Consider the following 12495-nt stretch of genomic DNA (forward strand, 5'->3'; position numbering starts at 1 on the left):
ATGACGTCCACGGTGCCCAACGCCGTCGAGCACACCGACGAGCAGCAGCCGCCGATCACCATGTTCGGCCCGGACTTCCCCTACGCCTACGACGACTTCCTCGCCCACCCGGCGGGCCTCGGCCAGATCCCGGCGACCGGGCACGGCACCGAGGTCGCGGTCATCGGCGGCGGTCTGTCCGGCATCGTCGCCGCCTACGAGCTGATGAAGATGGGTCTCAAGCCCGTCGTCTACGAGGCCGACCAGATCGGCGGCCGGCTGCGCACCGTCGGCTTCGAGGGCTGCGACGAGTCGCTGACCGCCGAGATGGGCGCGATGCGCTTCCCGCCGTCCTCCACCGCGCTCCAGCACTACATCGACCTGGTCGGTCTCGAGACCACGCCGTTCCCGAACCCGCTGGCCGAGGCGACGCCGTCGACCGTGGTCGACCTCAAGGGCGAGTCGCACTACGCCGAGACCGTCGCCGACCTGCCCCAGGTGTACCGGGACGTCGCCGAGGCCTGGAACAGGTGCCTGGACGAGGGCGCCGACTTCTCCGACATGAACCGCGCGATGCGCGAGCGGGACGTCCCGCGCATCCGCGAGATCTGGGCGAAGCTGGTCGAGAAGCTCGACAACCAGACCTTCTACGGCTTCCTCTGCGACTCCGAGGCGTTCAAGTCCTTCCGGCACCGCGAGATCTTCGGCCAGGTCGGCTTCGGCACCGGCGGCTGGGACACCGACTTCCCGAACTCCATCCTGGAGATCCTGCGCGTCGTCTACACCGAGGCCGACGACCACCACCGCGGCATCGTGGGCGGCTCCCAGCAGCTGCCGCTGCGCCTGTGGGAGCGCGAGCCGGAGAAGATCGTCCACTGGCCGTACGGCACCTCGCTGCGCTCCCTCCACGAGCAGGGCGAGCCGCGTCCGGCCGTGACCCGGCTGCACCGCACCGCCGGCAACCGGATCACCGTGACGGACGCGAACGGGGACATCCGCACCTTCGAGGCGGCGATCTTCACCGCCCAGTCCTGGATGCTGCTGTCCAAGATCGCCTGTGACGACTCGCTCTTCCCGATCGACCACTGGACCGCGATCGAGCGCACCCACTACATGGAGTCCAGCAAGCTGTTCGTCCCCGTCGACCGGCCCTTCTGGCTGGACAAGGACGAGGAGACCGGGCGGGACGTCATGTCGATGACGCTCACCGACCGCATGACCCGCGGCACCTACCTGCTCGACGACGGCCCGGACAAGCCCGCCGTCATCTGCCTCTCCTACACCTGGTGCGACGACAGCCTGAAGTGGCTGCCGCTGTCCGCGAACGAGCGGATGGAGGTCATGCTGAAGTCGCTCGGCGAGATCTACCCGAAGGTCGACATCAGGAAGCACATCATCGGCAACCCGGTGACCGTCTCCTGGGAGAACGAGCCCTACTTCATGGGCGCGTTCAAGGCCAACCTGCCCGGCCACTACCGCTACCAGCGGCGCCTGTTCACGCACTTCATGCAGGACCGGCTGCCCGAGGACAAGCGGGGCATCTTCCTCGCCGGCGACGACATCTCCTGGACGGCCGGCTGGGCCGAGGGCGCGATCCAGACCGCGCTGAACGCGGTCTGGGGCGTGATGCACCACTTCGGCGGCACGACCGACGCGACGAACCCGGGCCCGGGTGACGTCTATGACGAGATCGCGCCGGTGGAACTTCCCGAGGACTGACCCGGGAGAAGGACGAAGGCGCGGCCGGCCGGCCTCAGACTCCGGCCGCCCGCGCCTTTTCGAACACCTCGGCGGCGATGTCCGTCAGCTCCCGCGCGTCCCGCGCGCTGCTCTGGAGATCGATGAGGATCTCGTCCATGCCGAGCCCGTCGAACTCCACGAGGTCCGCCACGATCTGGTCCGCGTCGCCCTGGAAGGGACCGCGGTCGGCGCCGTCGCAGGGCTTGGACCGGAGGGTGGCGTTCACCCGGAGCACGGTCCGGATCGGCGCGGTGCGGCCGCGTTCCTCGGCCAGCTCGCGCAGCCGCCGCCACTGGGCGGCGACTTGCTTTGCGTCGAAGGCCGCCGGCAGCCAGCCGTCGGCGTGGTCGACCAGCCGGCGGAAGGCCCGCCCGGTGCTCGCCGCCAGCATGACGGGGATCGGCCGGACCGGCTTGGGCCCCACCACGGCGGAGGCGATCGTGGTGAGCGGGGTGTCGAGGACGACCGGATCCGGGCCCCACACCGCCCGGCACACCTCGATGATCTCGTCCAGGGCCGCGCCGCGCTCCGCGAACGGCCGGACGCTCGAAGCGGCGTACTCGTCCAGCGACCAGCCGGTGCCCAGGCCCGCGATCACCCGGCCCCCGCTCGCCGCGTCCAGCGTGGCCAGGGCCTTGGCGAGCTGGAACGGCAGGTGCAGCGGCGCCACCAGGACGCTGGAGCCCAGCTCCGCGCGCTCGGTGGCCGCCGCGGCCAGGGTGAGGGCGACCAGCGGGTCCGCCACGTTCCGGTAGCTGTCGGGCCAGGGCATGCCCTCGATGCCGTACAGGCCCTGGGTGGCGGGTTCGGGGAAGAGGGCCCGTTCGAAGACCCACAGGCTCTCGTAGCCGATGCGTTCGGCCGCGCGGGCCACCTCGGGCACGTCCGTGCCGATCGCGTACTGCCGCATCTGGGGAAGACTCAGGCCGAGCCGGGTCGCCATACCGCTGCTCCTTGGTGGTCGGATCCTTGCGGGGCAACGTATGCGGGTCACCGGGCCGTTCCGGGGCGGCGCGCGAGGGGAGCGGATCCGGCTAGGGTCAGTCGGGGAGCGGGATCAGCAGCATCCGGCCCGCGAAACCGACCGCGGCGTCCAGCCGGTCGGTGAACTCCTCGGCGACGTCGTCGCAGCTCCGCAGCGCCCACAGGGCGCGGGCGGCCGTCCAGGTCGCGTCCCTGGCCCGCTCCAGGCTCCAGGAGCCCAGCAGGTGGGTGAGGGGATCCGCGATCTGGAGCACGTCGGGGCCCGGCATCAGCTCCTCGCGGATGCGCTCCTCCAGGGACACGAGGAGATCGCCCACCCGGTCGAACTCGTCCTCCAGCTCGGCCGGCGGGCAGCCGAGCGTGCGGCAGGTGTCGACGACGGCCAGCGCCAGGTCGTGCCCGATGTGCGCGTTGATGCCCGCCAGCGCGAACTGCAGCGGCCGGATCCCGGGATGGCGGCGGAGCTGGAACAGGGGCCGCCAGCAGGCGGGCGGGCGGCCCTCGCCGGCCGCCGCGGCCACCGCCGCCAGATAGCGCTCGGCGAACCGCACGTCCAGCGCCGCCGCCGCGCACGGGTCGGCGAACCCGCCTGCGTCCAGGCGCCGGCCGACCTCCTCGGTGACGGCGAGGTACACGCGGTTGAACACGGCGACGCCGTCCCGCGCGGGCAGGGCGGCGTCCAGCGCGCGCATCCGCGCGGCGACACTGTCGACGGCGCCGACACTGTCGACGCTGCCGACGGTGCCGACGGGGATGGTGAGGTGCTCCGACTGCGCCATGAGGGAAGGGTCGCAGCCCGGGGCCGGCCGGCACGCCGACCGGCCCGACGCTTCGCCGGAACGAGGGACGCCGGGAAGCGAGGGCCGTCAGGAAGCCAGGTCGTCAGCAAGCCAGATCGTCAGGAAGCCAGGTCGTGAGGAGGCCAGGTCCGTGAGGAAGCCAGGTCCGTGAGGAGACGAGGATCGTCAAGGGACACGGACCGTCAGGGGACGGGGGCCGCTACGAGTCGGTGCGCGGCGCCTGGGAGTCGTAGGAGGACGTGCCCTCGTCCAGCAGCGGCTCCTGCTTCTTCAGATGGGCCGGGGCGAAGGCGCGCAGCACGTGGTAGCCGGTGATGACGACGAGGGTGCCGAGCGCGATGCCGCTGAGCGAGAAGTGGTCGGTGAACTTCATGGTGACGTTGCCGACGCCGATGATGATGCCCGCGGCGGCCGGCACCAGGTTCAGCGGATTGCGCAGGTCCACCTTGGAGTTGATCCAGATCTGGGCGCCGAGCAGGCCGATCATGCCGTACAGGATCACGGTGATGCCGCCGAGGACCCCGCCCGGGATCGCGGCCACGATCGCGCCGAACTTCGGGCAGACGCCGAAGAGCAGGGCGAAACCGGCGGCGGCCCAGTAGGCGGCGGTGGAGTAGACGCGGGTCGCGGCCATCACGCCGATGTTCTCCGAGTAGGTGGTGTTCGGCGGGCCGCCGACGGCCGTCGACAGCATGGAGCCGACGCCGTCCGCGGAGATCGCCGTGCCGAGCTGGTCGTCCAGCGGGTCGCCGGTCATCTCGCCGACCGCCTTGACGTGCCCCGCGTTCTCGGCGACCAGGGCGATCACGACCGGCAGCGCGACCAGGATCGCCGACCACTGGAAGGTCGGCCCGTGGAAGGAGGGCAGGCCGATCCAGTCGGCCTTGGAGACGCCCGAGAGGTCCAGGCGCCAGTGGTCGGTGAGCTTGCCGCTCGCGTCCGCCGAGTGGATCTTCCCGAAGATCCGGTCGGACGCCCAGGAGATGCCGTATCCGAAGAGCAGGCCGAGGAAGATCGCGATACGGGACCAGAAACCACGCAGACACACGACCGCCAGACCGGTGAAGAGCATCACCAGCAGCGCCGTCCACTGGTCCTGCGGCCAGTAGGTGGACGCGGTCACCGGGGCCAGGTTGAAGCCGATCAGCATGACGACGGCACCGGTGACGATCGGCGGCATCGCGGCATGGATGATCCGGGCGCCGAAGTGCCGCACGGCGAGGCCCACCAGGAAGAGCGCGGCGCCGACGACGAAGACCGCGCCGGTCACGGTCGCGCTCGTACCGCCCTGGGCGCGGATGACGGCGGCCACGCCCACGAACGACAGGGAGCAGCCGAGATAGCTCGGCACCCGGCCGCGGGTCGCCAGCAGGAAGATCACGGTCGAGACGCCCGACATCATGATCGCCAGATTCGGGTCCAGGCCCATGAGTACCGGTGCCACGAAGGAGGCCCCGAACATCGCGACCACGTGCTGGGCGCCCAGGCCCACGGTGCGGGGCCAGGAGAGCCGTTCGTCGGGGCGTACCACCGCTCCGGGTGCGGGCGTGCGCCCGTCACCGTGCAGTTTCCAGCGCACGCCGAGGTCCATGGTGGGGTTTCGCTTTCTCAAGTGCATGAAGACGGTCCGGACCATTGTCAGGGCTGCCCGGCGGCTCTACGCTCCCACGGTCGCGTCCGTGAATTCTATTCACATACATGATCCATGGGAGATCACGTGAGGGATAAACGATCGGAGTGCCCGATGAGCGGAAGAGCCCGAGCGGTCGCCGTGCTGGCCGTCGTGGTGACCTCCCTGGCCGCCCTCGTCCCCGCCGCGCAGGCGGCGCCGCGGAAGCCCCCGCGGACCGCCGTCCTCGACGGCGCCCGCCTCGAACGGACCCGGGCCCGCGCGGACCACGACCCCGCGCTGGAGCGCGCCGTCGCGGACCTGACCGCCCGCGCGGACGCCTGGCTCGGCCAGGGTCCCTGGACGGTCGTCGACAAGCCGAAGCCCGCCCCGGGCGGCGACGTCCACGACTACCTCAGCCAGGCCCCCTACTGGTGGCCCACCACCGCACCCACCGCCGACAACCCCTGGGGCTGCCCGTACGTCCAGCGCGACGGCCGGCGCAATCCCGAGGTCGACAGCGGGACGGACCGCCAGGACGCGGAGAAGGTCTTCGACTCGGCGTACGACCTCTCGCTCGCCTGGTACTACACCGGCAGGCGCGCTTACGCGGAGAAGGCCGGGCAGGTCCTGCGCACCTGGTTCCTCGACCCGGCCACCCGGATGAACCCCGACCTGGACCACGCCCAGTTCATCCCGTGCAAGTACGACGGCCGGGCCATCGGCATCATCGACTTCTCGCAGTCGTACACGAGTGTCCTGGACGCGCAGGCGATCCTCGCCGGCGGAGCGCCGGGCTGGACGGCGGCGGACCGGACCGCGATGGGCCGCTGGAACAAGGACTTCCTCGGCTGGCTGAAGAACAGCGACTTCGGCAAGCAGGAGGGCGCCGCCGAGAACAACCACGGCACCTTCTACGACCTTCAACTGGCCGCACTCGCCTACGCCACCGGCGACACCGCCCTGGCCAGGCGGACCGTGCTGGACGCGCGCGCCCGCCGGATCGCGCCGCAGATCGCGGCCGACGGCAGCCAGCCCCAGGAGCTCGCCCGCACCCGCAGCTGGCACTACTCGACCTTCGACCTGGTCGCCTACACCCGGCTCGCCGCCGTCGGCCGGCATGTCGGCGTCGACCTCTGGGGCTATCGGGGCCCGGACGGGCAGAGCCTGTTCAAGGCGGTCGACTACCTGCTGCCCGCCGCGACCGGCGCCACCGCCTGGCCGCACCCCGAGCTGGAGTTCCACCGGTACGCGGCGACCGATGTCGTGCACGCGGCGGCCGACGCCGGTGACCGGGCGGCCGTGCCGAAGCTCCAGACGCCGCCCGGGGGAGACCTCTGGGCGCTGCGCCCCGCGGCGGAGCAACTGGACTCCATAGCGGGCTGAGACCCGCCCAGCCGCGGGACGGCCCGGGAGGGCAGCCGGACCGGGCTCCTGAGCGGTCGCTTAGTATGGTTGGCGCACGGGGGTGTCGCCACCCCGCCAGCACCGCTCAGGAGCCCTTCCCGTGACCGTCGAAGCCCCGTCCGCCCCCGCCGTCGCCTACGGCCGGCTGATCCCCGTCACCGTCCACTTCGACGACCTCGACGCGCTCGGGCTGCTGCACAACGCCCGGTACCCGCTGATGGTCGAGCGCGCCTGGACCGAGCTGTGGAACGGCTACGGCGTCCGCTTCGACGGCGACTGGGCGGCGGCCGGCGACGCCTGCAACGCGGTCCGCGAGCTGCGCATCGGCTACGAGGCGCCGGTCACCCGCCCCGGCTCCTACGCCGTCCACCTCTGGCTGGAGCGGATCGGCACCACCGGTCTCACCTACGGCTTCCGGTTCTGCTCGGCCGACGGCAGCGAGACCTACGCCCGGGGCGCCCGGGTACTGGTCCGGCTGGACGCGACCACCATGCGCCCGGCGCCCTGGAGCGAGGACTTCAGGACCGCGGGCCGGGAACTGCTGCGGCCCGCTGACTGACCTCCGCGCGGACCCCGCGCTCGGCGGTGCGCAGCACGCCGGCGAAGACCGCGAGTCCGCAGGCCAGTGCCGTCACCACGCAGAAGGACACCGTCAGGCTCGTCGCCTGCGCCACCCCGCCGATCAGGCTCGGCGCGACCAGCCCCGAGGTGTAGGTGATGGTCGCCACGCCCGCTATGGCCTGGCTCGGACGGGGGCCGGCGTGCCCGGCCGCCGCGAAGCAGAGCGGTACGACCACCGCGATGCCGAGCCCCATCAGCGCGAACCCGGCCATCGCCACCGCGGGCGCCCCCGCGAGGACCACCAGCAGGCCGCCCGCACCGGCGAGGAGACCGCCGAAGCGCACGGTACGGACCGCGCCGAAGCGGTTCACCACCGCGTCCCCGGCGATCCGGGCCACGGCCATGGTCAGCATGAACCCGGTCGTGCAGGCCGCCGCGAGACCGGCCGAGCTGTCCAGCCGGTCCCGCAGGAACACCGCCGACCAGTCCAGGCTCGCGCCCTCGGCGAACACCGCGCAGAAGCCGACCGCGCCGATCAGCAGCGCGGAGCGCGGCGGCAGGGCGAACCGCGGCGGCGGCTCCTCGTCCTCGGCGGGCTGCAGGTCCAGCACCCAGGTGCAGGCGACCAGGCCCAGCAGGGTGAGGGTCACCGCGGCCAGCGCGTGGTGCACGCGCGCGTCCGAGCCGAGCTGGGCGGCGAGCGTACCGGCGGCCGAGCCGGCGAGCGCACCCGCGCTCCACATGCCGTGCAGCCCGGACATGATCGACTTTCCGAGCCCGCGCTCGATCTCCACGCCCAGCGCGTTCATCGCGACGTCGGCCATGCCGGAGGTCGCGCCGTAGGCGAACATCGCCAGGCACAGCGTGTACAGGTTGGGCGCGAGCGCGGGCAGGAGCAGCGACAGCGTCCACAGCGCGAGCAGTCCGCGCAGGGCCGTACGGCTGCCGAAGCGGTGGCTGATCCGGCCCGCGAGCGGCATCGCGCACGAGGCGCCCAGCGCCGTGAAGGCCAGCGCGAATCCGAGCTGACCCGCGCTGAGCGAGGCGTGCTCCTGGATCCAGGGCACGCGGGTCGCGAAGGAACCGGTCACGGCGCCGTGCACGGCGAACACGGCCGCGACGGCGTAGCGAGCACGCCTGATCTCCTCACCCGTGTACCCCACGCCACCCATGTTCCCCACCCCTCCCAGGCCCTGCCCCGACGCACCCTCATGGCACCGCCGTAAACTATCAGGGACCCTGCCTGATAGATAGTGGATCGTCCGGCCGCGCGCGTCTGGGAGGATTTCCGCCATGCCCGCATCACCGAGCACCGCCCGGGCCATCAACGACCGGCTGGCCCTCAGCCTGCTGCAACAGGAAGGCCCGCTGACGGCAGGGCAGTTGAAGCAGCTGACCGGACTGTCCCGGCCGACGGTCGCGGACCTCGTCGACAGGCTCACCGCCTCCGGCCTGATCACCGTGGTGGGGGAGTCGGGCGAGCTGCGCCGCGGCCCCAACGCCCGGCTCTACGGCATCGTCGCCGACCGCGCCCATCTGGCCGCGCTCGACGTCCGCACCGAGGGCGTCCTCGTCCTCGTCTCCGACCTGGTCGGGCGGGTGCTCGCCGAGGCGTCGGTGCCGATCGGCGGGGAGACCGGGACGGGGCCGGCCGTGGAGCTGGCGGTGGCCGCGGTGGAGAACACCGCGAAGGAGGCGGGTGCCGAGCGGCTGCACACCGTCGGCATCGGCGCCCCGGGCCTGATCGACCCGGCCAGCGGCGACCTCAGGGACTCGGCCGGCCTGCCCGCCTGGCACCGCAGCCTGGTCGCCGCCCTCCAGGACCGGCTGTCCGGCACCCGGGTCACCGTCGAGAACGAGACCAACCTGGCCGCCCTCGCCGAACAGCGCGAGGGCGCGGCGCACGACCGGGACACCTTCGTGCTGCTCTGGCTGGGACACGGCGTCGGTGCCGCGGTCGTCCTGGACGGCACCCTGCGGCGCGGCGCCTCGGGCGGCACCGGCGAGATCGGCTTCCTGCCGGTCCCCGGGACGGACGCGCTGCCCTCGGCCACCGACTGCGCCGGGGGCTTCCACTCGCTGGCCGGAGCAGGGGCTATCGCCCGGCTCGCGGCGGAACACGGCCTGCCGGTGCCGGCCACGGCGGACGGACCCGGGGCGGCAAGGACGGTACGTGAGGCGGTGGCGCCGGCGGCGCATGCGGCCGGCACGGCGGACGCGCCGGACGCCGCCACCCGCTTCCTGCACACCCTGGCCGACCGGATCGCCGTCGGCGTCGCCTCCGTGGTGGCCGTCCTCGACCCCGGCTGCGTGGTCCTCGGCGGGGAGGTCGGCCAGGCCGGGGGCGCGGTGCTCGCCGGGCTGGTGGAGGAACGGCTGCACCGGATGTCACCGCTGGCCACCGAGGTACGCGCGAGCAGCCTCGGCGGCACGGCCGTCCTGCGCGGAGCCCTGTTCACCGCCCGTGAACGAGCCCAGGACGAACTGTTCGCACCACCGGAACGCTAGGGCCCCGGAGGGTGCGCCCAGGGGGAGCAGTGGTGCCGCCGGGACGCCGGGCCCGCCGTTCGGTACGGGCCCTCGCGTCCGGCGGCCGTGGCCTGTCGCCGTGGGGAGGGCCACGGCTGAGCAGCTCGCCCGGCTGGAGGTCGCGGCGGACCGGTGCCCGCCCGGCGGGTGTTCCCGGAGCGGAGCGGAGCGGAGCGTCGTGGACGCGTGTGTCCCGCCGCCGTCGCCGCCTGCCCAGGCCGCCGTGCCCGGCAGCCGCCGCGCTCAAGGCCGGCCCCGTGGCCGCCGTCCGGCCTCAGGTCGGCAGCGTTGGGGTCGGCGTCCGTCCTCGGGTCGGCAGCGTTGGGGTCGGCGTCCGTCCTCGGGTCGGCAGCGTTGGGGTCGGCGTCCGTCCTCGGGTCGGCAGCGTTGGGGTCGGCGTCCGGCCTCGGGTTGGCAGCGTTGGGGTCGGCGTCCGGCCTCGGGTTGGCAGCGTTGGGGTCGGCGTCCGGCCTCGGGCCGGCAGCGTTCGGGTCGGCGTCCGGCCTCGGGTTGGCAGCGTTGGGGTCGGCGTCCGGCCTCGGGTTGGCAGCGTTGGGGTCGGCGTCCGGCCTCAGGTCGGCAGGGGCCGGGCCGGTGCGCCCGCGCAGGTCGGCGGGGGTCGGTCAGCCGTGCCCGGGAGCCGCGCGGGCCCGGACTCAGCGTCCGCCGTCCGGCCCGAACCGCCGTGCCAGGTACTCCTCGAAGCCCACCTTGCCCACCGCCCGCTCCGGCGCCAGATGGCCGCCCTCCCGGAAGGCGCGGTACGCCTTCCCGAGCAGCGGCACCCGCAGCACCGGGCGGCGCCGGCCCGTGGCCCGCAGAAAGGCGCGGGCCAGCGAATCGAGCGGGCGGACCTCGGGGCCCGCCATGTCCGGCACCCGTCCGGCCGGAGCCGAGAGGGCCAGTTCCGCCAGCCGCTCGGCCACCTCGCCGACCTCGACCGGCTGGTCAGCCACCCCCGCGGGGACCGCCATGACCGGCGGCTTGGACAAGCCCTCGAAGAGCGTGACCACCAGGTCGTGGAACTGGGTCGCCCGCAGCACGGTCCAGCCCAGCCCCGACTCCTCGACCAGCCGCTCCACCGCGAACTTGGCCCGGTAGTAGCCGAACGGCACCCGGTCCACGCCGACGATGGAGATGTACACGAGATGGTCGACCCCGGCCCGCCCGGCCGCCGCCAGCAGGTTCCGGGCCGCCTGTTCGTCGCCGCCCCGGGGCGTACTCGCGCAGTGCACCACCGTCTCCACTCCGGCCAGCGCCGCGTCCAGGCCGGCACCGCCGGCCCGCAGGTCGACGGCGTACGGCCGGCTGTGCCTGCTGAGCACCCTGACCTCGTGGCCGTCCGCCCGCAGCCGCTCCGTGACGAGTCGGCCGAGGGTTCCGGTCCCGCCGGTCACCAGGATCGTGGTCATGCTGTTCTCCGCCCCTTCGGACACCGGGCACCCCCCATCGGAGCGCCCTCACCAGTCCGACCGGACAGCCACCGGAAATGTGACACGTTCCGGCGGATTCCTGAGGCGAGGAGGCGGGACGCGGACGGCGGGCCCCTCAGACCCGGTCGAGGAGCTGTCGGCGGGCGAACTCCAGTTTCTCCGGGTTGACCACCGCCCGCACCCCCGCGATCAGCCCGTCCCGCGGCTCGATGACCGCCACCCCCATCAGCGTGTCGCCCGTCCACCAGGCCAGCGCGCCCGCCCCGTTGACCTCGGCCGCCGTGAACTCCAGGCCCGCCGTGAACCGGCCCGAGATGCCGGCCAGGAAGCGCATGACCTTCGCCCGGCCCTCGATCGGCCGCAGCGCGGCCGTGACCTTGCCGCCCCCGTCGCTCCACCAGGTCACATCCTCGGCGAGCAGCCGTTCCAGACCGGCGAGATCGCCCTCGCGAGCGGCCGTGACGAAGGACGCGACCAGCTCCTCGCGCCGCTCCGGAGCCGCCTCGAAACGGCCGCCGGCCGGCTCGGCCACCCGCCGCACCGCCCGCCTGTACAGCTGGCGGCAGTTGGCCTCGCTCAGCTCCAGCACGTCCGCGATCTCCCGGTGCGCGTACCCGAACGCCTCGCGCAGTACGTACACCGCCCGTTCGGCCGGCGTCAGCCGCTCCAGCAGCACCAGCAGGGCCATCGAGACCTGGTCCCGCCGCTCCGCCGACTCCAGGGGGCCGAGCGTGCCGTCCGAGGTGACCACCGGCTCCGGCAGCCAGTCCCCGACATACCGCTCGCGCCGCGCCCGGGCCGAGGTGAGCCGGTTCAGACAGAGGTTGGTGACGGTCTTGGCGAGCCAGGCCCCGAGGTGCTCGATCGCCGCCCGGTCGGCGCCGCTGAACCGCAGATAGGCGTCCTGCACCGCGTCCTCGGCCTCCTGGGCGGAACCGAGCAGCCGGTAGGCCAGGCCGAAGAGGCGGGGGCGGTGGGCTTCGAACGCGTCGGCGGGCAGGGCGATCTCCATGCGCTCACCCTGCCAGAGCCCTGGCGGCCCGGCGGCGGGCAAGGGCCGTCGTCACCGCCGCCGGGCCCGTCCGCACCCTAAAAGGACTAGACCAGTACGGTCAATGGGTCCGGACCAGGTCAACGCGGTGCCGCCGCCGCTCAGTTGGCCGCGGCGGCTGCGTGGCGCGAAATGAGCGACACGCAGTGTGAGCGAGCCCACACTCTTGACCCGTATGGACGAGTTGCGGTCGTGGCACACTGGCCATGTACCAGAAGCAGCGCACTCCGGGGTCGGTGAAAGTCCGAACCGGCGGTTACAGTCCGCGACCCGGTCGCTTCCAGCGGCCGGTTGACCAGGTGAAATTCCTGGACCGACGGTTAAAGTCCGGATGGGAGGCAGTGCGCGGCGGGCGGGCATACGTATTCCGTGTGCGCGCCGCCGTATCTGGACTCGTCCGTA

General features: G+C 73.0%; 10 protein-coding genes and 1 riboswitch. Of the genes, 4 read left to right on the forward strand and 6 right to left on the reverse strand.

Annotation, left to right across the window (positions count from 1 at the left end):
* Positions 1–1698 (forward strand): flavin monoamine oxidase family protein, encoded by a 1698-nt coding sequence (locus ACF073_RS19670; protein ID WP_392071585.1) that lies wholly within the window; start codon positions 1–3, stop codon positions 1696–1698.
* Positions 1699–1732: 34 nt separating this feature from the next.
* Here the strand turns inward: ACF073_RS19670 and ACF073_RS19675 are convergent, their stop codons facing one another.
* From ACF073_RS19675 to ACF073_RS19685, 3 genes are all read right to left on the reverse strand, one after another.
* Positions 1733–2662 carry a TIGR03619 family F420-dependent LLM class oxidoreductase gene (locus ACF073_RS19675; protein ID WP_392071586.1) on the reverse strand — a complete coding sequence of 310 codons (930 nt, stop codon included), beginning with the start codon at positions 2660–2662 and terminating at the stop codon, positions 1733–1735.
* Positions 2663–2759: 97 nt separating this feature from the next.
* Positions 2760–3482, reverse strand: a complete 723-nt coding sequence (locus ACF073_RS19680) for a DUF5995 family protein (protein WP_392071588.1) — start codon at positions 3480–3482, stop codon at positions 2760–2762.
* Between the two features lie 220 nt (positions 3483–3702).
* Positions 3703–5094, reverse strand: coding sequence for a uracil-xanthine permease family protein (locus ACF073_RS19685; RefSeq protein ID WP_392071755.1), 1392 nt, complete (start codon positions 5092–5094; stop codon positions 3703–3705).
* Between the two features lie 153 nt (positions 5095–5247).
* On the opposite strand from ACF073_RS19685, the gene ACF073_RS19690 reads away from it, so the two are divergent.
* Together ACF073_RS19690 and ACF073_RS19695 are read left to right on the forward strand one after the other, a co-directional pair.
* Complete coding sequence (locus ACF073_RS19690) at positions 5248–6498, forward strand: alginate lyase family protein (protein ID WP_392071589.1); 1251 nt, start codon at positions 5248–5250, stop codon at positions 6496–6498.
* Positions 6499–6619: 121 nt separating this feature from the next.
* On the forward strand, positions 6620–7078 hold the full coding sequence (locus ACF073_RS19695) for an acyl-CoA thioesterase (protein WP_392071591.1): 459 nt from the start codon (positions 6620–6622) through the stop codon (positions 7076–7078).
* Here ACF073_RS19695 and ACF073_RS19700 read toward each other — a convergent pair.
* Positions 7038–8243, reverse strand: coding sequence for an MFS transporter (locus ACF073_RS19700; RefSeq protein ID WP_392071593.1), 1206 nt, complete (start codon positions 8241–8243; stop codon positions 7038–7040). The two genes, ACF073_RS19695 and ACF073_RS19700, sit on opposite strands and share 41 nt — an antisense overlap.
* A gap of 130 nt (positions 8244–8373) precedes the next feature.
* On the opposite strand from ACF073_RS19700, the gene ACF073_RS19705 reads away from it, so the two are divergent.
* Positions 8374–9588, forward strand: a complete 1215-nt coding sequence (locus ACF073_RS19705) for an ROK family transcriptional regulator (protein ID WP_392071595.1) — start codon at positions 8374–8376, stop codon at positions 9586–9588.
* A 677-nt stretch (positions 9589–10265) separates the two neighbouring features.
* Here the strand turns inward: ACF073_RS19705 and ACF073_RS19710 are convergent.
* On the reverse strand, positions 10266–11021 hold the full coding sequence (locus ACF073_RS19710; RefSeq protein ID WP_392071597.1) for an SDR family oxidoreductase: 756 nt from the start codon (positions 11019–11021) through the stop codon (positions 10266–10268).
* Positions 11022–11157: 136 nt separating this feature from the next.
* A complete protein-coding gene (locus ACF073_RS19715; protein WP_392071599.1) occupies positions 11158–12054 on the reverse strand; it encodes an RNA polymerase sigma-70 factor in 897 nt (298 codons plus the stop codon).
* A gap of 257 nt (positions 12055–12311) precedes the next feature.
* A riboswitch (FMN riboswitch) is annotated at positions 12312–12442 on the forward strand.
* The last annotated feature ends 53 nt before the right edge of the window (positions 12443–12495 follow it).

Origin of the sequence: Streptomyces sp. NPDC015171 (genome assembly GCF_043079545.1) — a bacterium.
In the GTDB taxonomy this organism is placed as follows: domain Bacteria; phylum Actinomycetota; class Actinomycetes; order Streptomycetales; family Streptomycetaceae; genus Streptomyces.

Excerpts from the sequence above, each read along its gene's own strand:
- ACF073_RS19670 (WP_392071585.1), top strand. The coding sequence starts at position 1 with ATGACGTCCACGGTGCCCAACGCCGTCGAGCACACCGACGAGCAGCAG.
- ACF073_RS19675 (WP_392071586.1), bottom strand. The coding sequence starts at position 2,662 with ATGGCGACCCGGCTCGGCCTGAGTCTTCCCCAGATGCGGCAGTACGCG.
- ACF073_RS19680 (WP_392071588.1), bottom strand. The coding sequence starts at position 3,482 with ATGGCGCAGTCGGAGCACCTCACCATCCCCGTCGGCACCGTCGGCAGC.
- ACF073_RS19685 (WP_392071755.1), bottom strand. The coding sequence starts at position 5,094 with ATGGACCTCGGCGTGCGCTGGAAACTGCACGGTGACGGGCGCACGCCC.
- ACF073_RS19690 (WP_392071589.1), top strand. The coding sequence starts at position 5,248 with ATGAGCGGAAGAGCCCGAGCGGTCGCCGTGCTGGCCGTCGTGGTGACC.
- ACF073_RS19705 (WP_392071595.1), top strand. The coding sequence starts at position 8,374 with ATGCCCGCATCACCGAGCACCGCCCGGGCCATCAACGACCGGCTGGCC.
- ACF073_RS19710 (WP_392071597.1), bottom strand. The coding sequence starts at position 11,021 with ATGACCACGATCCTGGTGACCGGCGGGACCGGAACCCTCGGCCGACTC.
- ACF073_RS19715 (WP_392071599.1), bottom strand. The coding sequence starts at position 12,054 with ATGGAGATCGCCCTGCCCGCCGACGCGTTCGAAGCCCACCGCCCCCGC.